Raw genomic sequence first — 25570 nt, forward strand, 5'->3', positions numbered from 1 at the left:
CACTCCTTGTGAGGACAACGGAATGGTTCGTGAATCTAGGAGCGGAACCCGCGAGCGGGCACCGACTTTCGTCGCTTCCGGCGGCTGGTGATTTACCAACACTTTCGTCCTATTGACATGCACGCGTTCGCATACGACGATATTCGGCCCGCGGCGCTCAGGGCCGCAGCACCAGCTTGCCCGCGGTGGTCCGCGCCTCCAGTTCCGCGAGCACCCGGGGCCCGTCCGCGAGGTCGTGGACCGTCGGCTTTCCCGGCGCGCAGACGCCGGCGGCGACAAGCTCGCGCAGCTCGTCCATCAGGTCCGCGAAGATCCCCGGCGCGTGTTCGATCAGGACACCGAGGTGCAGGCCGATCAGGTGGATCTGGTGCCGGAAGTTCAGTTCGCGGTTGGTGATCGCGGCCTCTCCCCCGGCGACGCCGTAGACCACGACCCGCCCGGTGACGCGTTTGGCGGCGGCGAGGCTCGCGGCGAACGTCGCCCCGCCGACGGACTCGAGAACGAGATCCACCGCACCGGGATCCTCTCCGTAGCCGAGGACGCGATCGGCGCCCACCGCCCGCACCAGGTCGTGCTTGCCCGGCGACGCGGTGCCGATGACGGTCGCGCCGTAGTGCTTCGCCAGCCGGACCGCGGCCTGGCCGACCCCGCCCGCCGCCGCCTGCACCAGCACGGTCTCCCCGGCGGCGAGCCGCCCCAGCGGTTTGAGCGCGGCGAGCGCGGTGGCCCAGTTCAGCAGCAACCCGGGTGCCTGTTCGTCCGACCAGCCCTCCGGTACCGGGACCACGCCGGCCGCGGGCATGACCATGTACTCGGCGAAGGCCCCGCCACCGGTTCCGACGACGTGGTCGCCGAGCGCGACCCCGGTCACCGCCTCCCCCAGCCCGACGACCTCACCCGCGGCTTCGAAGCCTGCGATGTACGGCGCCTTCGGACCGCCTTCGTAGGTGCCCCGGGTTTGCATGACGTCGGCGAAGTTGACGCCCGCCGCGCTGACCTTCAGCAGGATTTCGCCTGGTCCCGGCACCGGAACGGAAGCGTCGGTGATCAGATGGAGATCTTCAGGACCGTTCGCGGAGTCCTGTCGCAGCGCGCGCATCGAAGTCATGGCCGCACGCTAAAACCCTCACGTTTGTGTGAGGGTCAAGTCGCGCAGGTACGCGTCGAGGGCGTCGCGATTACGGGTCATGAGCGCGATCCGGCGGTCGAGCACTTCCCGCTGCCGCGCGACCTCGCCGATCATGTACTCGCACGGCACCTTCGGCCGCACTTCCCCCGGCCCGTCGAGGTACGGGAGGACTTCGCGGATCAGCCTGACCGGCAGACCGGCGTCGAGCATCCCGCGGATCTGCAGGACCGCCTCGACCGAACCTTCGCAGAAGTCGCGGTAGCCATTGCCCTCGCGGCCCGGACTGATCAAGCCCTCTTCCTCGTAATAGCGCAGCGCGCGGACACTGACCCCGGTCTTCCGCGCGAGTTCGCCGATCTTCACGAAGTCCACGTTAGCCCGTGCGCCACGGTATAGGTCGTTATACGGTTTTCGGTTTGTACCAGACCTCGGGGCGGCCGACCTGGCCGTAGCGGGGCTCGCGCTGGGCGAGGCCGTTGTCGGCGAGGTATTCGAGGTAGCGCCGTGCGGTGACCCGGGAGGCGCCGATCGCGGTCGCGGCGGCCCCGGCGGACAGGCCGTCCGCGGCCGAGGCGAGGACTTCGGTGATGGACTCCAGGGTCTGCGCGCTCATCCCCTTCGGCAGCGACTGCCGCTCGGTGGTGCGCAGGGTGCCGAGCGCCCGGTCGATCTCGGCCTGTCCGGTGACCTCCCCCGACGCGCCGTGGAACTCCGCGTAGCGCTCCAGTTTTTCCCGCAGCGAGGCGAAGGTGAACGGTTTGAGCAGGTACTGCACCACGCCGACGGACACCGCGGCCTTGACCAGCGCCAGATCCCGTGCGGAGGTCACCGCGATGACGTCGATCGGGAGACCGGCCGCGCGCAGCGACCGGCAGACCGCGAGGCCGTGCGTGTCGGGGAGATAGAAGTCCAGCAGCACCAGGTCGACCGGCTCGCGTTCGCAGAACCGCAGCGCGTCGCCGCCGGAGTGGACGACGCCGGCCACGGTGAAGCCGGGCATCCGCTCGACGTAGACGCGGTGCGCGTCGGCGGCCACCGGTTCGTCCTCGACGACCAGCACCTTGATCATCGGGTCGGCTCCTTCGGCGACTGCGGCGTCTTCAGTGGCAACCGCACGGTGAACACCGCGCCCTCGTCGCGGCCGACGTCGATCGTCCCACTGTGCCGCCGCACCGCCTGACCCACCAGTGCCAAGCCGAGTCCGTGGCCGTCTTCGGGTTTGGTGGACCAGCCGCGCCGGAAGACGTCCTCGACGTCGTCCACGCCGGGTCCGGTGTCGGCGACCCGCAGCAGCAGCTCCTCGGCGTCCGAGCGCACGGTCACTTCGACGCCGGGGCGTCCGCCGCCGCCGGCGTTGCCCGCCGCCGCGTCGATCCCGTTGTCGATCAGATTGCCGAGGATGGTCACCAGATCGCGCGGCGGGACCCCGGTGTCCGAATCCTCCATGACGGTGTCGGGCGTGATCGTGAACTCGACGCCGCGCTCACTCGCCTCCGCCGCCTTGCCCAGCAGCAACGCCGCGAGCACCGGCTCGGCGACGGCGCCGACCACCCGGTCGGTGAGTTCCTGCGCCAGCGCGAGTTCCTCGGTCGCGAACTCGACGGCCTGCTCGGGACGGCCGATCTCGACCAGGGAAACGACCGTGTGGAGCCGGTTCGCCGCCTCGTGCGCCTGGGAACGCAGTGCTTCCGCCAGTCCGCGCACGGTGGTCAGCTCACCGGTCAGCGCCTGGAGTTCCGTGTGGTCGCGCAGGATCACGACGGTGCCCATCGCCTTTCCGCGCGAGCGCACCGGCGCCGTGCTGACGACGAGCACCCTGGCCTCGGTGAGGTGGAGTTCGTCGGTGCGCTCCTCCCCCGAGGTGAACACCTCGACGAGGTCTTCCGGAATGTCCAATGCGGACAGTTCCCGGCCGACCGGATCGCCGTCGACGCCGAGCAGCGCGCGGGCGCCGTCGTTGCACAGCACCACCCGCCCGTCGCCGCCGACGAGCAGCAGCCCCTCGCGCACCGAATGCAGCACGGCTTCGTGGTACTCGAACAGGTTGCTCAGTTCCTCGGGCGCGATCCCCCTGGTCTGCCGCCGGAGCCGGGCGCTGACCAGGTAGCTGCCGATCCCGCCGACCACCAGAACGGCCACCGCGACCCCGATCAGCGGCCACAGGCGTTCCCGGAGTTCGGCGTCGATCATTTCGACGGTGATGCCGACCGACACCAGCGCGACGACCTGCCCGGCGGCGCCGCGCACCGGGACCACGACGCGTTCGGACGGGCCGAGCGAACCGGCGTAGGTCTCGACGACCTTGCCGCCGCGTTGCGCCTCGCCGATGTTCCCGATGAACGGCTGCCCGATCAGCGCCGGATTCGGGTGTGTGTAGCGGATGCCGTTCTTGTCCATGATGGTCACGAAGTCCACGTCCGTATCCGCGCGGACACTCTGCGCGAACGGCTGCAGTGTCCGGGTCGGCTCCGAAGTGGACAGTGCGGCCAGCACCCCGGGGGCGTCCGCGACGGCTTCGGCTACCGCGGTCACCTTGTCCCGCGCGCGGTCTTCGGTGGCGCGGACGGAATCGAGATAGGCGAAGGTCAATCCGGCCGCGACGAGTACGAAAAGCACGACGAGCTGGAGAATCAGCAGCTGGCGGGCGAGACTGCCACGCCTGGTCCGGATCCGCGTCGTCGAGGGCACCCGCTCATACCAGCACACCGGCGGACCGGCCGCTCAGCCCGCCCGGCCGGAATTCCCGGGAAACCGCTCGCGCGAACTCAATGAACACAACCGTGACCCAGCTCACCTGCCCGGGTGATAGTGACCGGCAATCCCGGACACCATCCTGAGCTGGAGGCAAAGGTGCCTACAACGCCCGACGCGGCGCCGCGTCGCCGAGACAAAATGCATTACCTGTACCTGGCCGTGATCGCGGCGGTGGTCCTCGGCGTCATCGTCGGGTTCGCCGCTCCGGGTGTGGCCAAGGAGCTCAAGCCGCTCGGCACGGGCTTCGTCAACCTGATCAAGATGATGATCTCCCCCATCATCTTCTGCACCATCGTGCTCGGTATCGGATCGGTGGCGAAGGCCGCGAAGGTCGGCAAGGTCGGGCTGCTGTCGCTCGGCTACTTCCTGATGATGTCGACGTTCGCGCTCGCGATCGGTCTCGTCGTCGGCAACCTCCTGCACCCGGGCGCCGGGCTGCACCTCGACCCGGCCGCCGCCGCGAAGGCGCACAAGCAGGCTGAGGGCGGCGAAGGCACCGTCGACTTCCTGATGAGCATCATCCCCACCAGCTTCGGTTCCGCCTTCACCGAAGGCCAGGTGCTGCAGACGCTGCTGGTCGCGCTGCTCGCCGGCTTCGCCGTGCAGAAGCTGGGCACGAAGGGCGAGCCGATCCGCCGCGGCATCGAGCACATCCAGCGGCTCGTGTTCCGGATCCTCGCCATGATCATGTGGGCCGCCCCGGTGGGCGCGTTCGGCGCGATCGCGGCGGTGGTCGGCGAAACCGGCTGGGGCGCGCTGCGCAGCCTCGCCGTCATCATGGTCGGCTTCTACCTGACCTGCCTGGTGTTCGTGTTCGGTGTGCTCGGCTCGGTCCTGTGGCTCGGCGCCAGGATCAACATCTTCACCCTGCTCCGCTACCTCGGCCGCGAATTCCTGCTGATCCTGTCGACCTCGTCGTCCGAATCGGCCCTGCCGCGCCTGATCGCGAAGATGGAACACCTCGGCGTCTCCAAGCCGGTCGTCGGCATCACCGTGCCCACCGGGTACTCGTTCAACCTCGACGGCACGGCCATCTATCTGACCATGGCGACGCTGTTCATCGCCACGGCGCAGGACCAGCCGCTGGGCGTCGGCGAGCAGATCTCCTTGCTGCTGTTCATGATCATCGCGTCGAAGGGCGCGGCAGGCGTCAGCGGCGCCGGGATCGCCACCCTCGCCGGCGGGCTCCAGTCGCACCGGCCGGAACTGGTCGACGGCGTCGGGTTCATCCTCGGCATCGACCGGTTCATGTCCGAAGCCCGCGCGCTGACCAACTTCGCGGGCAACGCCGTCGCGACCGTCCTGGTCGGAACGTGGACCAAGGAGTTCGACCGCGACCGGGCCAACCTGGTCTTCAGCGGACAGGCCCCGTTCGACGAAGCCACCCTGATCGACGATCACGCCTCGGATCCCCACGAGGACCGTGACGAAGACAGGGAGAAGGCCGTGGCGCGCGTTTAGCCCACGGCGAGAATGAAACCGCGGTGCGAGGGTCCCCCGTCCTCGCACCGCGGTTCTTCGTTTTCTGGGAAACTCACGGGTATGCCGGACGCCATCGACCGCTACGTGATCTCGCGATACTCGAAGCTGCTGCACGGCAACTTCGACGGGATGATGCGCGGTCCCGAACGCGAGGTCTTCCTGCGCGACCTGGCCGAGGACGCCGCGCGGATCACCGACGAGGAACTGGCGTTCCTGTTCGACCACGGCTGGCGCGAGCGGATCACCGCCGCGTGGCTGATCGGCGCCGATCGGCGCACCGCCTGGCGCGGGCGGATCCGGGAACTGTTCCTGGAAAGTGGCATGGTCTTCGCCGGCCAGGGCTACTGTTTCGCGCTCGCCCGGTTCGGCACCTTCGCCGACGCCGAGATCCTCGTGTCCTATCTGGACCACTACCTCGCGCGGCCGGAGCTGCGCTACGACCAGGCGTGGGCGCTCGCCGCCCTGCACCACATCGACGCCGACCTCACCACCGCGTACACGTCCCGCTACCTGCGGCCGGGCGGCCTGTGGGAAAGCTGGTCGGCGGAGAACAGCACGGACCTGGCGTTCCAGAAGTGGCATTTCGACCTGCTGTGCTCGCATGTCCAGCGGGCCGTGCACGCGGTGGCCGTCAGGCGCTGACCTTCTCGTCGTAGACGACGCGGGAGGCCGCGATCGAGTCCCGGTGACGTTCCGCCCAGTGCAGCAGGCCGCTCAGCGACGCGTACAGCTCCTTCGCCATCGCTGTCGCCTCGTACTCCACCTTCGGCGGCACGGTCGGGTAGACGGTGCGGACGAGCAGGCCGTCGCGTTCGAGGTTCCGCAACGTCAGCGTGAGCATCCGCCTGCTGATCCCCTCCACCGACCGCTCCAGCTCGGTGAACCGCACGGGACCGCGGGTGGCCTCCAGCAGGATGCCGATCGCCCATTTCCCGCTGATCCGGTTGATCACCTCGAGCACCGTGCACACCTCGAGTTTTTCCGGGTCGACCACCCTGGCCTGCGCGGTCACATCGGTGTTCCCCTGGGACATGAAAGTGCCTCCTTCCGGCAGGGAACAGAGTCACACAAGATGAGCGCTGTAACAAGTGATGCACCAAGGCATCACCTGGGGAAAGTCTCCACGTAATTCACAGAGGGGTCCCTCCATGCCTCGACGCGCTCTCGCTCTCGCCGTACTCACCGCCGTTTCGCTGATGGTCGTCCTCGACGGTTCGATCGTCGCCGTCGCGCTGCCCGCGATCCAGAACGACCTCGGCTTCACCTCGTCCTCGCTCGCCTGGGTGGTGAACGCCTACTTGATCGCCTTCGCCGGGCTCCTGTTGCTGTCCGGCAGACTGGGCGACCTGCTCGGCCGAAAACGGGTGTTCCTCGCCGGGCTCGGCGTGTTCACCCTCGCCTCACTGCTGTCCGGCATCGCCCAGGACCAGACCCAGCTCATCGTGTTCCGCTTCCTGCAGGGCGCGGGCGGCGCGCTCGCTTCGGCCGTCGTGCTCGGCATGATCACCACGCTCTACCCGGAGCCGCGGGCGCGCGCGAAGGCCATCGGCGTCTACAGCTTCACCCAGGCCGCGGGATCGTCCATCGGGCTCATCGCGGGCGGCACGCTCACCCAGCTGCTCGACTGGCACTGGACCTTCTTCGTCAACCTGCCGATCGGCGTAGTCGCGCTGGTGATGGCCGTCCGGCTGCTCGAAACCGACCGCGGCGCGGGACTGCGCGGCGGCACCGACGTCATCGGCGCCGGGCTGGTCACCGGCGGGCTGATGCTGCTGGTCTACACGATCGTCAAGGCCGAGGAGTACACCTGGGCCGACGCCCGCACCCTCGGCCTGCTCGCGGTTTCGCTGTTGCTGCTCGCCGGGTTCGTGCTCCGGCAGGCGAAGGCGCGTGAACCGTTGCTGCCGCTGCGGATCTTCCGCGTCCGGGCGGTGTCCGGCGCGAACACGGTGATGGTCCTGATGGTCGCCGGGTTGTTCGGTTTCCAGTTCATCACCGCGCTCTACCTCCAGCGGGTACTGGAACTCGACGCGCTGAGCACCGGGTTCGCCTTCCTGCCCGCACCGGTCACGATCGCGGTGATGTCGCTGGTCTTCGCCGAGAAGCTGAATCACCGCTTCGGGGCGCGGACGGTGCTCGTCACCGGGCTTTCGCTGGTCGCGCTGGCGCTCGGCTTGCTCGCCACGGTCGAAGCGGACGGGAACTACGCGACGGATGTCCTGCCCGCCCTCGTCCTGATGGGCGTCGGGTTCGGCGCGGCGATGCCCGCGCTGATGGGGCAGGCGATGTCCGGGACCACGCCCGCCGACGCCGGGGTCGCTTCGGGGCTGATCAACACCACCCAGCAGATCGGCGCCGCGGTCGGTACCGCGGTGCTCGCGACGGCCGCCGCGTCCCGGACGGGATCACTGCTGGCGGAAGGCGCGACCACGGCTGAAGCGCTGACCAGCGGCTACCGGACCGCGTACGCGCTGAGCGCCGGCCTGCTCGCTCTCGCCGTCTTCGTCGCGGCCGTGGCCCTGCGGGGCCGCGCGCCTCAGGAAGCCTCCCCGGTGATGGTCGCGTAGGCCCATTCGGAGAGTTCGCCGCCGAGACGCACCTCGGCGGCGCCTCCGGGTTTCCAGACCCCGCTGCCGCCGAACGCGGCCATCCCGCCGGTCTTGCCGGAATACTGCGAAAGCACCACCCACATCCCGTGGCCCGCCGCCACGCCGACCTGGTCGAGCAGGCGGCCTTCCTGGCCCTCACTGAAAAGCGCGCTGAGGACGTAGACCTCGGCCCCGGCTTCGGCGAGTTCCCTGGAGTGCTCCGGATCGGCGGCGTCGAGACAGATCGCCAGGCCGAGCCGCCTGCCGCCGACCTCGATGATCACCTGCCGCTCACCGGCGTCGAAAAGTTCCTCTTCGCTGTTGTGCAGGTTTCGTTTCGCATACGTGGCAACGGTTTCCCCGGCCGGGCCGAGGACGAGCGAACCGATGTACCGCCGGCCGCCCTCCAGGAGCGGGAGCCCGACGACGGCGTGCACCGCGCTCGCCCGGCAAGCCTCACGGAGCGGTTCGAGGCGCGGATCGTCCGGCGTCAGCCAGAGCCCTTCGTCGGCGGCGATCGCCTCGAATTCGAGACCGGTCAAGGAGAGTTCGGGGAAGACGCAGAGATCGGCGTCCGCGATCCGCAGCAGCCTCGCGTGTTCGGCGATGTTCGCGGAGAGGTCGGCGGGGACGGTGAACGGCTGCACGGTGGCGACACGCAACGTCATACCCGGGACCCTATCCCGCGAGGCCGAGCAGATATCCCCGTAATCCCTGTTGGCCGCGTCGCATCATCAGCGCGTGGTTGATCCGGAACACCGGCCTGGCGACACTGTCGAGCTTGCGCAGCAGCGGTTTCCGGGCTTCGACCTCCTGGGTGATCTCCAGCCGGGTGCCGCTTTCCGCCGGGCTCAGCGCGCCGGCCAGCGTCCCTTCCAGATCCCCGCTGAGCAGGACCCGCACCCGGCCCTCGTGTTCGTCCTGCCGGTCGCGGTGCATCCGCACCGTCAGCGCGTACGGCAACCTCGACCGGCAGACGAGTTCGGCGGTGTCTTCGTCGACCTTGCTGACCGATCGGACGTCACGCCACCACAGCGGGTACGCGGCGAGGTCGACGACGGCGTCGAAAACCGCCTTGGGCGAGGCCGGGAGCACCCACGTGTCACGGAAGCGGTATCGACCGCTTCCGTGACGTGGGTGCGAGCCCGTCATACCTGCGCCGACACCAGGTTCCGGCCGTCCAGGGTCACGACGTCGACCGAAGCCACGTCGTCCGGGGCGACCAACGCCGAACCGTCGATCCCGGTGCCCTCGCGTTCCCCCTTCGCCGAAACCAGCCAGCTGCCCGCGCTGACCCGCTCACCGCTCTTGGTCACCACGACGAGCTGGCACTTCTCGCCTTCACGGACGCCTTCGGCCTTCGCGTGGAGCCGGACCCAGCCCGCCGCCGGGACGACCCGGACCGCCAGCTGCGCGCCCGTTTCCCGGTCGGTGGCCGCGAGATCGCGGGTCCCCGGTACCGGGGCTGTCACCGTCGGCACCGGCAGGGCCACCGTCGACGGTTCGGGCGACGTCTGCCGCCCGACCAGCACGCCGGCGCCCAGCGCCACGACGACCAGCACGGCCGCCCCGGCCACGGCGAGGAACCGCCGCGGCTTGCGCTCCTGGGCGCCCTCCTCTTCACGGACCTGACGCAGCGTGCGCTGCAAAAGCAGGTCGCCTCCGTCGGGCGGCCCTTCGAGGAACGCCTCCGGCGGCACCTCGTCGAGGTGATACCGCAGCTCCGCCAGCTCCCGCACCTCGCGACGGCACGTGGGGCAATTCGCGAGATGCGTCTCGAACGTCGCCGCCTCCGCCGGGGTGAGCCCGCCGAGGACGTAGGCGGCGAGCTGGCCCTGGTCGTGTCCCACCGCACTCATCGCGCTACCTCCTTCCCGGTTCCCGACATCACGGCTCTGAGCGCCCGTAAGGCGTAATAAGATCTCGACTTAACGGTACCCGGCGCGACGCCCAGTGATCTCGCCGCTTCGGCCACCGTCCGGCCCCGGTAGTAGATCTCCACCAGGACCTCACGATGCTCCGTGGACAGGCCGTCCATCGCCCCGAGCACGGCCATGGAATCCACGACGCTCTGCGCGTGATCCCGCTCCACCGCCGGGGTCGGCACGCCTTCCTCGGGCTCCGGCACTTCCGGCGGCCGCGCCGCCCTGGCCCGCGCGCGGTCGGTGATGATGTTGCGGGCGACCGTGAGCAGCCAGCCCCGCACCGAGCCTTTCGCGTCGTTCTGCAGGTCTTCGGCATGTTTCCAGGCCCGGACCAAGGTCTCCTGTACGACGTCCTCCGCGGCCGCGCGGTCCCCGGTCAGCCTCGTCGCGTACGCCAGCAGGCTTCTCCCGTGTTCGGCGTACAAGTGCCGGACCAGGTCCTCGCCCTTGGCCTTTTTCGGCCGCCAGCCACCGATCGCCACTCGTGTCCTCCCGACGGTCTTCTGGGTCGGCGAGGACAGTACTGCAACCCGCACGGGCAAGGTGGATCGTTCGGCGCGCGCCGCGATCGAACTGTGCATCGGCACCGGCCTCTCCTCGGTTCTCCATGGCCGCCTCCTCTTGCCTCCCACACGGACGTTGTGGCCGAACGGTTCAACCGGGTCTTGCCGGGGGCTTGTCGATCACCGGGCGCGCTCGTATGCTGACGTCTCCGGACTCCGCCGCCTGATTCCCGGGAGGGACGAGGCGTGCCAAGGAAACTCGCGGCCGTTCTGCTGCTGGCGGCTTTCGTGTCGGGCTGCGGCGAAGAACCCGGTTTCCGCGCGACACTGACGGATCCGGTGAACATCGAGTTGAGCTGGCCGGACGACGATCCGGACGCCGCGGGCCGGATCGTCGAGTACACCACCGATCCGCACGGGGACTACACGATCCTGCGGTTCTTGCCGCCGCGGCAGACTTCCTACCGGCATCCGGACCTGATCCCGGAAACACGGTTCTACTACCGGGTCCGGCCGTTCTACGGCGCCGTGTCCGAGGCCGTCACGGTTTCCGGACCGGCTGGTTCTGGCTCTGCCGGGCCGCCGGTCTCGCTGCGCACGGGTGGCCAGTCGGCCGCTCCCGCGGCCTTCCGGGCGGAGCCCGCCGCGGAGGAGATGGTGCGGTTCAGCTGGACGGACCGGTCCAGCGACGAGGACGGTTTCCTCGTGGAGATCAGGAAACCGGGTGCTCCCGACTTCGAGCCCGTCGAGATGTCGGATCCGGGGACGACGTCGGCCGGACTCGCTTCGCTGCCGGGCGAGGAGGGTTCTTCGTACCGGCTGCGCGCCTTCTACTACGGGCCCGCTTCCCCGGTGCTGGACCGGACCACGGGGAAGACGCCCGTCTAGTGCCGATGTTATGAACGGGACTTTCATTGCAAATTTTGCAATGAAAGTCCCGTTCATAACACTTTGGGCGACCTCAGGCGAGAACGGTCTTCAGGAACTCGCCGGTGTAGCTCTCGGGAACCGAAGCGACGTACTCCGGAGTGCCCTCGGCGATCACGGTGCCACCGCCGGAACCACCCTCGGGCCCCATGTCGATGATCCAGTCCGAGGTCTTGATGACGTCGAGGTTGTGCTCGATGACGATCACCGTGTTGCCCTTGTCCACCAGCCCGTTGATCACGCCGATCAGCTTGCTGATGTCCTCGAAGTGCAGACCGGTGGTCGGCTCGTCGAGGATGTAGACCGTCTTGCCGGTGGACCGTTTCTGCAGTTCACTGGCGAGCTTCACGCGCTGCGCCTCGCCGCCGGAGAGCGTCGGCGCGGGTTGCCCGAGCCGGACGTAGCCGAGGCCGACGTCGACGAGGGTCGCCAGATGCCGGTGGATCGCCTTGATCGGCTCGAAGAACTCGGCCGCCTCTTCGATCGGCATGTTCAGCACGTCGGAGACGGTCTTGCCCTTGTAGTGCACTTCGAGGGTCTCCCGGTTGTACCGGTCGCCCTTGCACACCTCACACGGGACGTAGACGTCCGGCAGGAAGTTCATCTCGATCTTGATCGTGCCGTCACCGGCGCAGGCCTCGCACCGGCCGCCCTTGACGTTGAAGGAGAACCGGCCCTGCTGGTAGCCGCGCACCTTTGCCTCGGTGGTCGCGGCGAACAGCTTGCGCACGTGGTCCCAGACGCCGGTGTAGGTCGCCGGGTTGGACCGCGGGGTGCGGCCGATCGGCGATTGGTCGACGCGGACCAGCTTGTCGACGTTCGCCAGGCCGTTGACCCGCGTGTGACGGCCCGGGACCTGGCGCGCGCCGTTGAGCTTGTTCGCCAGCACGGTCGCGAGGATGTCGTTGACCAGGGTGGACTTCCCGGAACCCGAGACACCGGTGACCGACACCAGGCAGCCGAGCGGGAACGACACGTCGAGACCGCGCAGGTTGTGCTCGCGGGCGCCGACGACGGTCAGCTGCCGCTTCTTGTCGACCGGGCGCCGGATCGCCGGGACCTCGATCTTGCTGCGGCCCGACAGATACGCGCCGGTGATCGAGTCCTTGTTCCGCAGGATCTTCTTGTACGGTCCGCTGTGGACGATGTGGCCACCGTGCTCACCGGCGCCGGGGCCGATGTCGACCACCCAGTCGCTGGAGCGGATGGTGTCCTCGTCGTGCTCGACGACGATCAGCGTGTTGCCGAGGTCGCGCAGCCGGACCAGGGTCTCGATCAACCGGTGGTTGTCCCGCTGGTGCAGCCCGATCGACGGCTCGTCCAGCACGTACAGCACGCCGACCAGACCGGAACCGATCTGCGTGGCGAGCCGGATCCGCTGCGCCTCGCCGCCGGACAGCGTCCCGGAGGCGCGGTCGAGCGAGAGGTAGTTGAGGCCGACGTCGAGCAGGAAGCGCAGCCGCGCCTGGATCTCCTTGAGCACCGCGCCGGCGATCACCTGCTCGCGCTTGCCGAGTTCCAGCTCGTCGAGGAACTGCGACGCCTCCGCGATCGACAGGGCGCACACCTCGGCGATCGACCGGTCGCCCTGGGTCTTGTGCTCCAGGGTGACCGCGAGGATCTCCGGCTTGAGCCGCGTGCCCTGGCAAGCGGGGCACGGGACCTCGCGCATGTAGCCCTCGTACCGCTCGCGCATGTACTCGGATTCCGTCTGCTCCTGGCGCCGCTCGAGGAACGGGATGACACCCTCGAAGGCCGCGTAGTACGAACGCTGGCGGCCGTAGCGGTTCTTGTAGCGGACGTGGACCTGCTCGTCGACGCCGTGCAGGACGGCCTTCTGCACCTTCGCCGGCAGCTTGCGCCACGGCGTGTCCATGCGGAAGCCGATGGTCTCCGAAAGCGATTCGAGCAGCCGGATGAAGTAGTCCGCGCTCTGGCCGCCCGCCCACGGCGCGATGGCGCCTTCGCCGAGCGACAGCTCGTCGTCCGGGACCACCAGTTCCGGGTCGACCTCCTTGCGGACGCCGATACCCGTGCACTCGGGGCAGGCGCCATAGGGCGCGTTGAAAGAGAACGACCGCGGCTCGAGGTCCTCGATCGCCAGCGGATGCCCGTTGGGGCAGGCCAGGTTCTCGGAGAAGCCGCGCACGCGGTGCGGATCGTTCTCCGGCAGGTCGACGAACTCCAGCTCGATCAGGCCGTCGGCCAGCCGGAGCGCCGTCTCGACCGAGTCGGTGAGCCGCTGCCGTGAGCTCGTCTTCACCGAGAGCCTGTCGATGATGACGGCGATCTGGTGCTTTTCCTGCTTCTTCAGCTTCGGCGGGTCGGTGAGCGGATGGACCGTCCCGTCGACCACGACGCGCGCGTAGCCCTGCTGCTGCAGGTTCTCGAAGAGGTCGAGGTACTCCCCCTTGCGCCCGCGCACGACCGGCGCCAGCACCTGGAAGCGGGTGCCCTCCTCCATGGCGAGCACCTGGTCGACGATCTGCTGTGGGGTCTGCTTGCTGATCGCCTCCCCGCACTGCGGGCAGTGCGCCTTGCCGGCGCGGGCGTACAGCAGGCGCAGGTAGTCGTAGACCTCGGTGATGGTGCCGACGGTCGAACGGGGGTTGCGCGAGGTGGATTTCTGGTCGATCGACACCGCGGGCGACAGGCCCTCGATGAAGTCGACGTCCGGCTTGTCCATCTGGCCGAGGAACTGGCGCGCGTAAGCCGACAGTGACTCGACGTAACGGCGCTGCCCCTCGGCGAAGATGGTGTCGAAGGCGAGGCTCGACTTTCCGGACCCGGACAGGCCGGTGAACACGATCAGGCTGTCGCGGGGCAGGTCGAGATCCACGCCGCGGAGGTTGTGCTCGCGGGCGCCGCGAACAACGAGGCGATCAGCCACGCCAGGGTCCCTTCAGGTTTCATTCTCAGCTGCGGTCGCCGGCCCGGTCGATAGCTGCACGGGCGGCCGCTTCCATGCTACGAGGCACCACCGACAGAAACCGGTTCCGAGTCCTTGACCTGCGGTTTTCCAGGCTTTTCGCGTCGATCCCGGCGAGCGGTGAGCCACCGGTGGACCGGCCGTTCCACACCCGCGGTGACCGCCCAGCCCGCCAGTACGGCGGCGGCCAGCACGATGGGGAGACGCAGCCAGCCGGGGACGCCGACGTTCAGCAGGGCACGGGCCAGGATGTAACCCAGTTCCTGGTGCACCAGATAAAGACCATACGAGATGCCCGCTAGCCAGGTGACAGCCGGGGCGATCCGGGCGAGGCCGGGGAACCGCCAGTCCGGTCCGCGCGCGGCCAGACACACCAGCAGCACCATGATCGCGAAGCCGATCGCAGACGGCCAGCGCTCGGGATCGTTGGGCAGCGACTGGTGGAACGGGAAGACCTGCAGGTCCTGCGCGGCGCAGGCGGCGAGCAGGAAGAGCGCGAGATGCCAGTGCGCCAGCCGCCGTTTCGCCCACAGCCAGATCGCGATGCCGATGGCGAAGACGTGCACGCGGTGCAGGCCCAGGCCGTAAAAGAAGGTTTCCGCGAGCTTGGGCGTCGAGAGCGGGTCGAACACAACGAACCGGAGGAACAGCGGGACCAGGACCAGCGCCCAGAGCAGCCCCACGGTGAGCCGGTGGGTGCGCCACCGCCGCGGCCACAGCAGGGCCGCGGCGGTGAACGCCATGAGCTGCACCGGCAATGTCCAGTACGCGCCGTCGAGGTAGTAGAAGAGTTCGTAGCGCCAGCCCCATTCCTGGACCATGCCCAGGTTGGCGAGCAGGTCGGCGCCGGTCGGGACGTACCACGGCGAGGGATCGGTCGGCGGCCCCTGCGGGACGCCGAACAGGAAGCCGGAGAGGCCGGGCGGGAACGGCAGTCCGCTGAAGCGGATCGTCGCGTAGCGGGCGACGACGTAGGTGACGATCACGGCGACCAGGTACGCGGGCACCAGCCGCGCGATCCGGTTCCACAGCCACCGCCGAGGTTCACCCTTCCGAAGACTCGCGCACACGAAGTAGGCGGAAATCACCAGAAGGATGGCCGCACCGAACTGAGCGGTGACCCGAAAGGGGTACCCCACCAGTTCGGGATGCAGAAGAGCACCCTGATGGGTCACATGCCCGAGCATGACCGCGAAGACGGCGACCACGCGGAGCAGGTCCCAGCTGATCCGGCGCGGGGCGCGCGTTCCGGTCGGCGGCGAAGGGTCGGGCACGGGTGTCCTGTGGTTCGGCTGGCGGGGTGACGCGAGCCTACGACCCGCTCCTGTGCGTCGCCTGTGCGGGTGGAACCGATTGCAGGCGAACGACTACCGTGTGCGCTGTGAACATCGTCGAGACCTACACCGGGCATGTCGAGCCCGGCGGTGACGCCGCCCGTCGCACCCTGGACGCGCTCACCATCACGAAGCTGTCGGTCGGTCCGATGGACAACAACGCGTATCTGCTCGTCTGCCGCACCGAGAACGAGGCGCTGCTGATCGACGCCGCGAACGACCCGGAACGGATCTCCGACCTCATCGGCCACGGCCCCGACAGGCCCGCGCTGAAGACCGTCGTGACCACCCACCAGCACCAGGACCACTGGCAGGCCCTCGGCGCCGTCGCCGGCGCGAACGGCTCGAACACCGCCGCCCACCCGCTGGACGCCGAACCGCTGCCGATCCCGCCGGACTTCCTGGTCGAGCACGGCGACACGGTCAAGGTCGGGCAGGTCACCCTCGAGGTGATCCACCTGCGCGGCCACACCCCCGGCTCGATCGCGCTCCTGTACCGCGACCCGGCCGGGCACCCGCACCTGTTCACCGGCGACTCCCTGTTCCCGGGTGGTGTCGGGAAGACCGGTTCGCCGGAGGACTTCAAGTCGCTGATCGACGATGTCTCGTCGCGGATCTTCGATGAGCTGCCGGACGAGACTTGGTTCTATCCGGGGCATGGGGACGACTCGACGCTGGGTGAGCAGCGGCCGCATCTGGCCGAGTGGCGCGAACGCGGCTGGTGAGCTGACGACGCTCCCGAACGGGGCATACAACCTGGCTGGAACCTTCGTTTGCTGAGACACTGGAGATGTGGATCTTGAGCAGGCGAGGAAGGTTGTCGGTTCGTACGCTTACTTACACGGAGAAAGCAGTCACGGGCTCATCCGCCGCGTCATGAACGCGCCGGGTTTCGTCAATCCTGGCAAGACCCTGTCACCCGCCTCCAGCCTGCAAAAAGGTGTAGTGCTTCGCCCGGTCGAAGCACTACACCAACTCGCTTATGCGACAGCGCCGCGCTACCAAGACGATGTGCTCGACATGTACACGCAATGGGGACTCCTGCGCTATTTGGGTTTCTTCGATGTCGTCGACAAGAAATCACGACGCCTCAAGGTGAGCGACGCGGGCTGCCGTATTGCAGGCAACCAGCGACGCGTGACGTCCGAGGAGATGGGCATCGCATTCGGCGGCCTCCTGGCTCGCCGATGGTTTGCTTGGACCGGCGCAGGCCGCGCTCCTGTCAGCATCGTCGACGTGGATGCGACATTGGACGATCGCTATGTTTTCGCAGGGGGAGCGCCACGCGCAGTGCGGAAAAGTGGAAAAAACCGCCCCGACTATCTCCTTGTCGCCGCCGACGCCTCACGCCAGAAACCATTACAGAATCCGCACGCTAGAATGCAAGGGGACCAAAAGTCGCAGCACGGCGATAAGACAGCTACAAAAGGCGGTTCGGCAACTCGACGGCATCACCGTCGACGGGAGGATTCCCTCCGGCATTGCCACTTCCATAATTGCCTTCAACGGCGCGCTTTCCTACCTCGCAATCGATCCCGCCGACGAGGAAGAGCCCAAACACGAAGTCAGCTCGACCTGGATCAACGAGGCTGGCCACTTTCGTTTAGGAGAAGACACCAGAGATCTGTCCTCACACGCACTCACGAACGCTGCAGTGAGAGCATCATGGGCAATGCTCGCCGACTTCGGCGGCAACTTCACCGGACTCGAACACTGGATGCCCGACGTCATGCGCAACCGGCTCACGCGTCGCCCACGAGACCGCGTAAACTTTTCCACGCCATTCGGAAACGCCGTCGGCACCAGCGTTACATTCAGCTTCGCGGGAAGGCAGATCACGGCCAGGAATGCGATCAGCGAATCTGTCGACCAAACGCTCGGTCAAGACAGACCCGAACCTGTCATCGAAGCCCAGGTTACCTTCGCCGAACAGTTACCCCAGCCCGAATATGAAACCATTGAACAGTTGTCTCGCCCTGAAGAGCAAGTGGAGTCAGATGACTCGAACGAGTTCTACTCGGCTACATCCGACGGGTCGATCTTCTCACTGAGCTTCCGATAAGCAATCGCGCTTGCTCATGTAGCGCCCACCTGCCAAACCAGATCGGCGGCCCGTTCGACGCCGTTCAGACCGCGACGACCTCGACCATGTTGCCCAAACCTTTGAAGTCATCAGCGTTGCGAGTATAGAGCGGCAGAGCCCGCGACGATGCGATGGCGGCGATCATCAGATCCATCCGCCGAGGTCGCGGGTCCCGCTTCCCCGCGAGGACGAGCGCGACCAATGTTCCATACCGGGCGGCGGCGTCACCGTCGAACGGAAGCGGGGCGAAGTCGACGATGGCGGCACCGAGCTTCTCAGTGCGCGCGGCGCGAACCGCGGCATCCTTCGCCATCGCCACCCCTTGATGGAGCTCGGCCATGGTGACAGCGGTGAGTTCCGGGATCTTCGGCAGTACAGCAGGTTCAAGCAGGCCAAGGTCGATGTAGGTACAGGTGTCAAGCACACCTGCTTCATGACGCTCAGCCACGCTCCTGCTCCCATACGTCGTCAGAATCAACACGGTCTTCGGTACCGAAGAACTCGTCAGCCTCTTGCCTCATCTGAGCCGCCTCGACCTTTGGCAACCCTCGATGCTTCTGGACCAACTCCTCAGCGGTCAGACGCCGCCTACGAGGTATCGGCCGTAGTTCGGCCACCTCGACCCCGTTGCGGGTGACGTGATAAACCTCCCCGGCCTCGACGGCGTCCATGACAGCGGCGGAGTTGTTACGAAACTCGCGCTGGGTGATCACCTTCATGAAGCGAGTGTAGCCTGGCGTAGCTCCTGGGGCTACACCAGGCCGATTTGTGGGCCGATGACGCGATACGCCGTACCCCGGCCGTGTCGGCACGACCGGTTCGGCCCGATCGATCTTCCGGCGGCCGAGCGCGAACAGGTCTCGCCCGATGCCCTCAGAGTGGCCGGCTTCGCGGATCAGCGGTAGCCGTCGCCGAGAAACGACGACGGCGCTTCCGGCATAGCCGCCCAGAAGCATGCCAAGTCAAGAAGGTGGCCTTCGGCAGGATGGGTCGGCTATCCGTCATCGCGTTTCGCTCGGCCTCCGAAACCGTCGGAACACGACGGCGAGGCCTGGAATCGGTTCATGCGCACAGCCCGAGAAATGAGCAGGTTAACGGCGGTGCTCCTCGCGGGAGGCGCCGAAGCCCGCTTCTACGCGAGGGATCTCCGGCGTGCGGCGTCCGTCAGTCATCGACGACTGGCGGAGATGCTGGACGTGTTGGGTAACCGCGGTTGGATCGCCCATGAGTTCGACAAGTCCGCAGCCGAAGGGCGGCCGTATTACATGCTCACCGACACTGGTCGGCGCGAGCTGACCGGGCGGTAGCGTCTTCAGGCACAGTCTCGGCCGGGGCGTTCGCCATAACGAGGGGAATTCACCCTTCCTTGTATTTCCAATCCGGAGCCCGTCCGATACCTGGAATCCAGGAAGAAAATGGCCAACCGCCCCCCATTGGGCCGTTTGCCGCTATTCGCCATTCCCATTTGGGCCACAAGGGCTAATGGCGCAACCGGAATCAGTCGGCTATTCGTGTGGAACATCATCATCGCGGGAGCAATTAGCGAAGCGGTTCCATTACTGTTCGACGAGAAGGGGCGGAACTCCGCCCGAGCATGATTGGGGAGTCATCATGATGAGGAATCGTGTGGGCGGCAGCCGAAGACAGGCTTGGTCGCTCGCGGTGGCGTTCGTCGTTTTCACCGGCGCGCTGACGGGGACGGCGCAGGCCACTCCGGTCGGACCGGTCGATCTCGGCACGTTGCCCGGCGACGACAACAGTACGGTCCTGGCGGTCAACGAGGCGGGGGTGATGGTGGGGCTGTCGATGTCGGGTCCCAATCCGCAGCGCAAACGCCCGGTCCGCTGGGACGCCAGCGGCCAGATCATGGCGCTGCCCACTCCAGGCGGTACCGAGGGGCAAGTACGTGACATCAACACCCACGGGGTTTCCGTGGGCTACGTGCTGACAGCGACCGACGCCGTGCCCACCCGCTGGGACGCCGCCGGGCTGGCGACCACGCTGCAGGTCCCGCCCGGCTATCACAACGCCACCGCGTCGGCGATCAGCGACACCGGTGTGGCCATCGGGAACTGGCTGACACCGGACAACCAGTTCCACGGCTTCCGCTGGGACCCGGACGGCCAGGCCACCGACCTGGGCGTGCTGCCCGGCGAGACCTGGAGCATGGCCGAGGGTATCTCCGGCGACGGCCAGATCATCGCGGGCAGCGCCATGCGCGCCGGGGCGAACCACGCCGTGCGGTGGGTGAACGGCGGGCCGATCACCGAGCTGGCGCCACAGAGCTGGAGCAGCGGGGCCGGCCGGATCAACAAGGCCGGGGTGACCGCCGGGTCGATGGTCGAGACCAGGAGCGGGCCCCCGATCCCGGCAACCTGGGACCGGGACGGCACGATCCATCGCCTGGACTGGCCCAGCCCTCATTCGGTCTGGCTCTATCACATCGGTTCCACCGGGTACGTCGTCGGAACCGGCTACCTCAACGCCCCTCGCCGCAACGCGGTGCTCTGGGATCCCGACGGCAGGCTGACCGTCCTGGCCGACGACAACCTCGGCGCCGAAGTCGAGGCGGTCGACGCCTATGGCACCGCGGCGGGCAGTTTCCAGCGTCAAGCGACCGTCTGGTACCGCGACGGGCAACGCACGCAACTCGGCCAGCTGCCCGGCGGCAGCCGCGGCCAGGCCTACCGGATCACCGACAGTGGCCGGGTCGTCGGCACCGCCGACACCTCCACCGGGAAGACCCACGCGGTGTTCTGGACACTCCGCTAGGGCTTCGAAGCGGGGCCGTCCGACACGATCGGACGGCCCCGTTCCAGGGAAAGTCGGCGCCAATCTATCGCGCCCGGGAACTACGGAAAGACACACCCCATTACCAAGAGTCACGCTTACCCTGGGTAGTTTCGCCGCGACCCCGAACATGACCCAGGGAGGTTTTGATGGCGATTCACGGCGACGACGGCAAGGGTGGCGGCAACACCGGCAACTAGCCGGAAAACCACCGAAGCGAGCCACGTCGAAGCCGGATGTGGCTTCGCTTCGTCAAGATCGCGGCCACCGGAAGGCGATGCCGTACCCCTCCCTCGGCTGACAGGGTGCCAGGAAGGTGTGCTCCACGACGCCGCTCCGGATCTCCAGCAGATGCCGGTCACCGGCAGGCGGCCGCACCAGCCGTTCGTACTCGGTCTGCTCCGCATACCACCAGCAAGCCTCGGGGACACAGTCGTCGAAGGTGACGCTGATGCTCAAACCCCCGGTCACCCTGCCCTCGCCGTCGACCACGCCCGGCGCGATCCCGTGATGGTCGACGTCGACGTTGATCCAATGCCGTTCCTCTTCGAGATCGTCGTCGCAGGCAAGGGAAATGAACTCGTGGCGCTCCCCATCGCCCAGTGGTTTCGGGAACAGCAGGTTCACGACGTGCGGGTCTCCCGGTCGCACTCCCGGAGAAGTCCCGACACGGCAACCGAAGATCGCTTTGACGGGGATCGGCGCCAGATCCCCCGTCCAGCCGGTCGAAGCGTGCGCCCGGTACCGATCGACGCCGTCCTCACAGGCGACGACATCGCGTACCGTCAAGCGGCGATACACCGTTCTGCGCCGCATTTCCACGGCCACCAGCAGCCGTTCCAGGTACACCGGCTGCGCTCCGGACGACGGCGCTCGACGACAAGGCGACCGAGTCGGCTCTTCGGCTTCGGCCGAGGCCCTGGCGATCTCCACGTAAGGCCGCCACGCCTCGCCGTCGTGCGCGAGCAGCGCCAGATTTCTTGCCAGACAAGGGGAAAGCTTGTCGCTCACCGCCCGGCGCCAAGCCTTGTGCATCGGCGTCGTGGTCGTCGGCGGCGGGTCGCCGAACACGCGTGGCAGGCTCTTCAGCTGCGTGAAGCGGTCGTCGAGCGTCGATCTCCATCTCACCCTGCCCAGCCGGAACGCGGCGTGCAAGGCATTCCGGCGCCGGGATTCGGTCGTCGAGCCGATCTTCCCGATCCCGTCGAGGATCACTCCCCAGACCGCGAGCGCCCGCACCTCGGGAGTCGCCGCGGTCATCGACGCCGTCGGCCGGACCAGGCAGGCGAGCGCCGCGGCCGATTCGCTCGCCGGGTCTTCGATCGCGTAGCGCAGGAACCTGAGCGGTTCGCCGTCCTTGCGGCCCGCGAGCCAGCGCAGCGCGGCCTCGACCGCGGCGATGGAATACGCACCGTCAAGGCGCTCCCCCTCCAGCTGAATTGTCACGACGCCCTCCACCTCGATCCGATTCGCGGTGATGATCGACAATTCGCGGCGCGAGACGACGACAAGAAACTCCTCCTGACCGCGAAAGATCAGAACCGGCGAAGCCGCTCACCGGCCACTGCGTCCTACGGTGTACTAGTACACCACACACGAGGGGTTCGACAATGGCCAAAGAAGCGTCCGGCAAACAGCACGACGGAATCGTGAAATTGATCAAGACCTCCTTGGCCGGCGTCGGGGGTCTCTATCTACTCACCGGATCCCTTGTGGTGACGGCACTCGGCACGGCGACCGCGGTCGCCGTGCTCCACCTCAGCGGATTCCGTGGCTCCGGCCCGTCGTAACGTTCCCGCTCCGCGCCCCGAACATCACGGCGATGCCGTACTACGGATATGGCCCCTACCTCGCGGTCGCCATCGGCGGCCATCTCCTGGCACCCGAATCCCCGGCGCCCGGCGAGTACGGCGGGATCGGCGAGCCGGGCTGGGTTCCGCCACGGGTCAGGGTCGTCCGCCCCGGCGACACGACGGGGCAACCGATCCGGCGCGCGGTCTGGTCCTTCTGGAGCAAACCGTATCGCCACCAGCACGGAAGACACTGGCCGAGCGACTTCTTCCACGCCCTGTCCTGGATCCTGTCGTTCCGCCTCGCGTCCGGCCTGTTCCCCACGACCGCGCTGGTCACCGACGAGCAGGGCCACGAACTGCTCGTGGAGCGACTGCGCCTGCCCTTCGACGACGTCTCGCTCTCGTTGAACGAACTCGCCGGGCAGGACCCGTCCTGGTGGGCGCTCGGAAAGCTGCACGCCTACCGCGAGCAGACCGAACCCTTCCTGCACAGCGACAACGACGTGTTCCTCTGGCCCGGTTTCCCGGCCACGGGCCTCTCCGGGGCGATCGTCGCGCAGAATCCGGAGCACGCACCGGCTTCCGACGCGGGCTACTACCGGCCGGCGGCCGTCATCACGGCCATCCGGGCGACCGGCGGGTTCCTGCCGGAGGAACTCGGCGACTACGCCGGAGAGGCCGCGCTCTGCACCGGGATCGTGGGGGGTACGGCCGTTTCCTTGCTTCGCCGCTACGCCGATCTCGGCATCCGGCTGGTCGAGTCGGCCGAGAACCAGGCGGCCTGGCGACGGCTCGCCCCACTCGAGGATTTCAACCTGGTCGTCGAGCAGTATCTTCTCGGCGCGCTGTGCTGGGGCGGCACCGCCACGGACGTGCAATGCGTTTTCGCCTCCCAGCACGACACCTTCGACGAAAAGGTCGCTGTCGCCCAGTGCTTCACGCATCTCATCGCCTCCGCGAAAAGCGATCTCCGCTACATGCGATGGCTCACCGAGCGAGTGAAAAACCATTTTCCCGCCGACTTCGAGATCGCTCGACGCGTCTTCGGCGATCAGTAACGATAAAGCGAAGAATACAACCTTCCCGCCGCACAGGCGTCTTCCCGGAACCAGTATTCCGGCAGGAGGTCATCGCCATGACCATCACCCTTCGGCGCGCGCTCGGCGCGCTCGCCGCCACGACACTCATGTTGACCGGCGCCATCGCCGCGGCCTCGCCCGCGTCCGTCGCGGCGCAGACGATCCCCGCGATGACGGGGATCCGCACCGGTCTGAACACCGGATTCGACCGGATCGTGCTCGACCTGACGGCGGGCCCGGTCCCCGCGGTCCGGTACGACCTCGTCGACGAACTGATCGCCGACGGATCGGGCGACATCGTCTGGCTGACCGGCGAGTATTTCATCGCGGTCACCGCGACTCCGGCGGCCGCACACGACGCGGCCGGGAATCCGACCTACCCCGGTCCGCAGAAGTTCCGGACCCGCGGCCTGCGCAACGTCATGGCGGTCGCGGTCACCGGCGACTACGAAGGCACCTTGTCCCTCGGTCTCGGCGTCCGGTCGAGGACGCCGGTCACCGTGTTCACACTGACCGCCCCCAACCGCGTGGTCATCGACGTCGGCCATTGATCACGAGCGGGAATCCGTGAAGGCTTTTCACCGACCATCCGGTTTCCGGTGAGCAAAATCCTTTTCGGATTCCCGCGGTGAAAATCCCGGGACACCCCGAAAGGGGAATTTTCGGGAAATCAGGTATCTGCCGCCCGGCGTCGCGTTCCTTCCTTCCGTCAGCATCATCGCCGCTGCGAAGGAGAACCTCATGCCGACCCCACGCAATCCCGACACCCCGTCCTTGGGCCCGGGTGGCGACAACCTCGAAGCCGGCCCGAGCGGATCGGGTCTCGGAAGCTTTTCGAACAGCGAAATCGGCGAACTGGTGACCCAGGCCGCCGAGACCATGGCCGCGTCCGGTGAAGACGCCGAACGCAATTACCAGCGGAGCCTCGACCGGCTTCGTGAACGTGCGGACGAAGTCGTCCCGGCCCTCGGCGAGCAGTACGACGCCCTGTCCGAGGAGCAGTACCTGGAACGCTGGGGTCTGGTCCAGCTGCTCACCGATCTACGGCACACAGCGGCCGTATCGGTGCTCGAAAACGTGCTGCGCCAGCCGATCCCGCCGGAGCGTTCCGACGACCCGGCGCACGGGATCAGCACCGTCGGCGAAGAGGTGATCATCCGCACCACCGCCGTGGAAGCCTTGGCACGCCTGGCTTCCACCGGCGACAGCGCGGCCAAGGACCTGCTGCTGCGGCAGGTCCGGCACGAGGTGTTCACGGTGCGGCGCGCGGCGATCCAGGCCATCGCCGAGACCGGTGACCCCGACCTCGCCGCCCAGGTGCGCGAGGCGCTCAGCGGCACCGAAGACGAGCGCCTGCTGAACATCCGGCGCGTCGACGTCCGCGGTGTCCCGCAGGCCGTCGGCGGGCGCCACGTGAAGGACACGCGCGCCGACGACGTGCCTCCACCGGAGCCCCCGCGCTCCTGAATCGAACGAATTCCTTCTACAGACAGGTGATCTCCGATGGCCACTTGCAGCTACACCGTGCCGGACAAGAACGTGACCGGGGACAATTTCTACGGTGCCTCGATCTGCAATCAGACCTACATCGACTATTTCTGGAACACGTACGGTTTCTCGGGCAACAAGGACTACTGGGACGACGGGTTCGGCTGGGAAGACGCGTGCAACACCGACAAGCCGCTGGCCCGGACGTTCAACGCGTGCTACCTGCTGACCTATTCGGCACAGGACTACGCGAACGACGCCTATTCGGGGCCGATGCTGAACTGGGCGCGCCGCTACGTCCGGGACAACTGTGACGACCTCCGTTCGCTGTGTGGCGACGGCAGTGCCATCGCCACGTCCTTCAGCGGGCCGTTCACCGACGACCGGATCGAGTTGTACCTGGGTTTCTGGTACTCCAAGGACGTCCCCGGCCGTGCGGAGACGTTGATCCACGAATCGCGGCATCAGGGCGGGAAGCCGCACAACGCGAATTTCCCGGCGGGTTCGGTGTTCGGTGCCGGCAAGAGCGGCGCCGACTCGACCTGGGGCTACGAAGGCGCCTGGATGTACGGGGCGCTCTACCTGTGGTGGTTCTACGCCCAGGGTGCCCGCACGACGTCGGCCTTGCGTGAACGGGCCCGCCAGCGCGGGAATCTCGTGATCGACAACGCCTTCGCGACCCACCCCGGCTTCAACATCTGAAGCACGATCGACAGGCCCTCTCGTCCTCTCGACGAGAGGGTTCTGTCACGCCATACCTCCGATG

Annotated in this window: 27 protein-coding genes; 13 read left to right on the forward strand and 14 right to left on the reverse strand. The window is 67.5% G+C overall.

Annotated elements, in window-relative coordinates; translation table 11 throughout:
• Positions 1-157 precede the first annotated feature (157 nt).
• The 4 genes from SD37_RS25065 to SD37_RS25080 are packed head-to-tail and all read right to left on the reverse strand — an operon-like array spanning position 158 to position 3817.
• Positions 158-1108: an alcohol dehydrogenase catalytic domain-containing protein gene (locus SD37_RS25065; RefSeq protein WP_044852008.1), complete on the reverse strand. Its 951-nt coding sequence runs from the start codon at positions 1106-1108 to the stop codon at positions 158-160.
• Between the two features lie 18 nt (positions 1109-1126).
• Positions 1127-1492 carry a MerR family transcriptional regulator gene (locus SD37_RS25070; RefSeq protein ID WP_044852015.1) on the reverse strand — a complete coding sequence of 122 codons (366 nt, stop codon included), beginning with the start codon at positions 1490-1492 and terminating at the stop codon, positions 1127-1129.
• A gap of 37 nt (positions 1493-1529) precedes the next feature.
• Complete coding sequence (locus SD37_RS25075) at positions 1530-2198, reverse strand: response regulator (RefSeq protein ID WP_044852007.1); 669 nt, start codon at positions 2196-2198, stop codon at positions 1530-1532.
• Positions 2195-3817 carry an ATP-binding protein gene (locus SD37_RS25080; RefSeq protein WP_044852014.1) on the reverse strand — a complete coding sequence of 541 codons (1623 nt, stop codon included), beginning with the start codon at positions 3815-3817 and terminating at the stop codon, positions 2195-2197. Before SD37_RS25080 ends, SD37_RS25075 begins: the two co-directional genes overlap by 4 nt.
• Before the next feature lie 204 nt (positions 3818-4021).
• Between SD37_RS25080 and SD37_RS25085 the strand changes: the two genes are divergently transcribed.
• Together SD37_RS25085 and SD37_RS25090 are read left to right on the forward strand one after the other, a co-directional pair.
• Positions 4022-5344 carry a cation:dicarboxylate symporter family transporter gene (locus tag SD37_RS25085; RefSeq protein WP_044852006.1) on the forward strand — a complete coding sequence of 441 codons (1323 nt, stop codon included), beginning with the start codon at positions 4022-4024 and terminating at the stop codon, positions 5342-5344.
• A gap of 81 nt (positions 5345-5425) precedes the next feature.
• The gene (locus tag SD37_RS25090) at positions 5426-6007 is read left to right on the forward strand and encodes a DUF6000 family protein (RefSeq protein ID WP_044852005.1); all 582 of its coding nucleotides are present in this window, start codon (positions 5426-5428) and stop codon (positions 6005-6007) included.
• Here the strand turns inward: SD37_RS25090 and SD37_RS25095 are convergent.
• On the reverse strand, positions 5997-6398 hold the full coding sequence (locus tag SD37_RS25095; protein WP_037313195.1) for a winged helix-turn-helix transcriptional regulator: 402 nt from the start codon (positions 6396-6398) through the stop codon (positions 5997-5999). The two genes, SD37_RS25090 and SD37_RS25095, sit on opposite strands and share 11 nt — an antisense overlap.
• 115 nt (positions 6399-6513) lie before the next feature.
• Here SD37_RS25095 and SD37_RS25100 point away from each other — a divergent pair, with 115 nt between their 5' ends.
• Complete coding sequence (locus SD37_RS25100) at positions 6514-7932, forward strand: MFS transporter (protein WP_052674986.1); 1419 nt, start codon at positions 6514-6516, stop codon at positions 7930-7932.
• Here SD37_RS25100 and SD37_RS25105 read toward each other — a convergent pair.
• The 4 genes from SD37_RS25105 to SD37_RS25120 are packed head-to-tail and all read right to left on the reverse strand — an operon-like array spanning position 7902 to position 10360.
• Positions 7902-8621, reverse strand: a complete 720-nt coding sequence (locus SD37_RS25105) for a carbon-nitrogen hydrolase family protein (RefSeq protein WP_236725107.1) — start codon at positions 8619-8621, stop codon at positions 7902-7904. The genes SD37_RS25100 and SD37_RS25105 overlap by 31 nt on opposite strands.
• Positions 8622-8631: 10 nt before the next feature.
• Positions 8632-9105, reverse strand: a complete 474-nt coding sequence (locus SD37_RS25110; RefSeq protein WP_044852003.1) for an SRPBCC family protein — start codon at positions 9103-9105, stop codon at positions 8632-8634.
• A complete protein-coding gene (locus SD37_RS25115; protein ID WP_044852002.1) occupies positions 9102-9812 on the reverse strand; it encodes an anti-sigma factor family protein in 711 nt (236 codons plus the stop codon). The genes SD37_RS25110 and SD37_RS25115 overlap by 4 nt, the downstream gene beginning before the upstream one ends.
• A complete protein-coding gene (locus SD37_RS25120; protein ID WP_161780883.1) occupies positions 9809-10360 on the reverse strand; it encodes a sigma-70 family RNA polymerase sigma factor in 552 nt (183 codons plus the stop codon). Before SD37_RS25120 ends, SD37_RS25115 begins: the two co-directional genes overlap by 4 nt.
• Positions 10361-10627: 267 nt before the next feature.
• Between SD37_RS25120 and SD37_RS25125 the strand changes: the two genes are divergently transcribed.
• Complete coding sequence (locus SD37_RS25125) at positions 10628-11269, forward strand: fibronectin type III domain-containing protein (RefSeq protein WP_044852001.1); 642 nt, start codon at positions 10628-10630, stop codon at positions 11267-11269.
• 73 nt (positions 11270-11342) lie between these two features.
• On the opposite strand, the gene uvrA is transcribed toward SD37_RS25125, so the two are convergent.
• Positions 11343-14198 carry an excinuclease ABC subunit UvrA gene (uvrA, locus tag SD37_RS25130; protein WP_044852000.1) on the reverse strand — a complete coding sequence of 952 codons (2856 nt, stop codon included), beginning with the start codon at positions 14196-14198 and terminating at the stop codon, positions 11343-11345.
• Positions 14199-14275: 77 nt separating this feature from the next.
• The gene (locus SD37_RS25135) at positions 14276-15511 is read right to left on the reverse strand and encodes an acyltransferase family protein (RefSeq protein WP_044851999.1); all 1236 of its coding nucleotides are present in this window, start codon (positions 15509-15511) and stop codon (positions 14276-14278) included.
• A gap of 107 nt (positions 15512-15618) precedes the next feature.
• On the opposite strand from SD37_RS25135, the gene SD37_RS25140 reads away from it, so the two are divergent.
• Entirely contained in the window at positions 15619-16296 is a 678-nt protein-coding gene (locus SD37_RS25140) for an MBL fold metallo-hydrolase (RefSeq protein WP_044851998.1), read from the forward strand.
• Positions 16297-16811: 515 nt separating this feature from the next.
• Entirely contained in the window at positions 16812-17633 is an 822-nt protein-coding gene (locus SD37_RS42790; protein ID WP_145926721.1) for a hypothetical protein, read from the forward strand.
• A gap of 64 nt (positions 17634-17697) precedes the next feature.
• Here SD37_RS42790 and SD37_RS25150 read toward each other — a convergent pair whose 3' ends face one another.
• Together SD37_RS25150 and SD37_RS25155 are read right to left on the reverse strand one after the other, a co-directional pair.
• Complete coding sequence (locus SD37_RS25150; RefSeq protein WP_044851996.1) at positions 17698-18102, reverse strand: type II toxin-antitoxin system VapC family toxin; 405 nt, start codon at positions 18100-18102, stop codon at positions 17698-17700.
• Positions 18095-18373: a type II toxin-antitoxin system Phd/YefM family antitoxin gene (locus SD37_RS25155; RefSeq protein ID WP_044851995.1), complete on the reverse strand. Its 279-nt coding sequence runs from the start codon at positions 18371-18373 to the stop codon at positions 18095-18097. Before SD37_RS25155 ends, SD37_RS25150 begins: the two co-directional genes overlap by 8 nt.
• A 363-nt stretch (positions 18374-18736) precedes the next feature.
• Here SD37_RS25155 and SD37_RS25160 point away from each other — a divergent pair, with 363 nt between their 5' ends.
• Positions 18737-18961 (forward strand): helix-turn-helix transcriptional regulator, encoded by a 225-nt coding sequence (locus SD37_RS25160; protein ID WP_065912972.1) that lies wholly within the window; start codon positions 18737-18739, stop codon positions 18959-18961.
• 304 nt (positions 18962-19265) lie between these two features.
• Entirely contained in the window at positions 19266-20426 is a 1161-nt protein-coding gene (locus tag SD37_RS25165; RefSeq protein WP_418189787.1) for an HAF repeat-containing protein, read from the forward strand.
• Between the two features lie 270 nt (positions 20427-20696).
• Here the strand turns inward: SD37_RS25165 and SD37_RS25170 are convergent, their stop codons facing one another.
• Positions 20697-21890, reverse strand: coding sequence for a hypothetical protein (locus SD37_RS25170; protein ID WP_083255312.1), 1194 nt, complete (start codon positions 21888-21890; stop codon positions 20697-20699).
• A gap of 164 nt (positions 21891-22054) precedes the next feature.
• Here SD37_RS25170 and SD37_RS25175 point away from each other — a divergent pair, with 164 nt between their 5' ends.
• From SD37_RS25175 to SD37_RS25195, 5 genes are all read left to right on the forward strand, one after another.
• Positions 22055-22234, forward strand: coding sequence for a hypothetical protein (locus SD37_RS25175; RefSeq protein WP_044851993.1), 180 nt, complete (start codon positions 22055-22057; stop codon positions 22232-22234).
• A 32-nt stretch (positions 22235-22266) separates the two neighbouring features.
• Positions 22267-23295, forward strand: a complete 1029-nt coding sequence (locus tag SD37_RS25180; RefSeq protein ID WP_044851992.1) for a DUF6734 family protein — start codon at positions 22267-22269, stop codon at positions 23293-23295.
• Between the two features lie 77 nt (positions 23296-23372).
• Complete coding sequence (locus SD37_RS25185; RefSeq protein ID WP_044851991.1) at positions 23373-23867, forward strand: AMIN-like domain-containing (lipo)protein; 495 nt, start codon at positions 23373-23375, stop codon at positions 23865-23867.
• Between the two features lie 190 nt (positions 23868-24057).
• On the forward strand, positions 24058-24783 hold the full coding sequence (locus SD37_RS25190) for a HEAT repeat domain-containing protein (protein WP_044851990.1): 726 nt from the start codon (positions 24058-24060) through the stop codon (positions 24781-24783).
• Between the two features lie 36 nt (positions 24784-24819).
• Positions 24820-25506, forward strand: a complete 687-nt coding sequence (locus SD37_RS25195; protein ID WP_044851989.1) for a hypothetical protein — start codon at positions 24820-24822, stop codon at positions 25504-25506.
• Positions 25507-25570: the final 64 nt, after the last annotated feature.

Origin of the sequence: Amycolatopsis orientalis (genome assembly GCF_000943515.2) — a bacterium.
GTDB lineage: Bacteria > Actinomycetota > Actinomycetes > Mycobacteriales > Pseudonocardiaceae > Amycolatopsis > Amycolatopsis orientalis.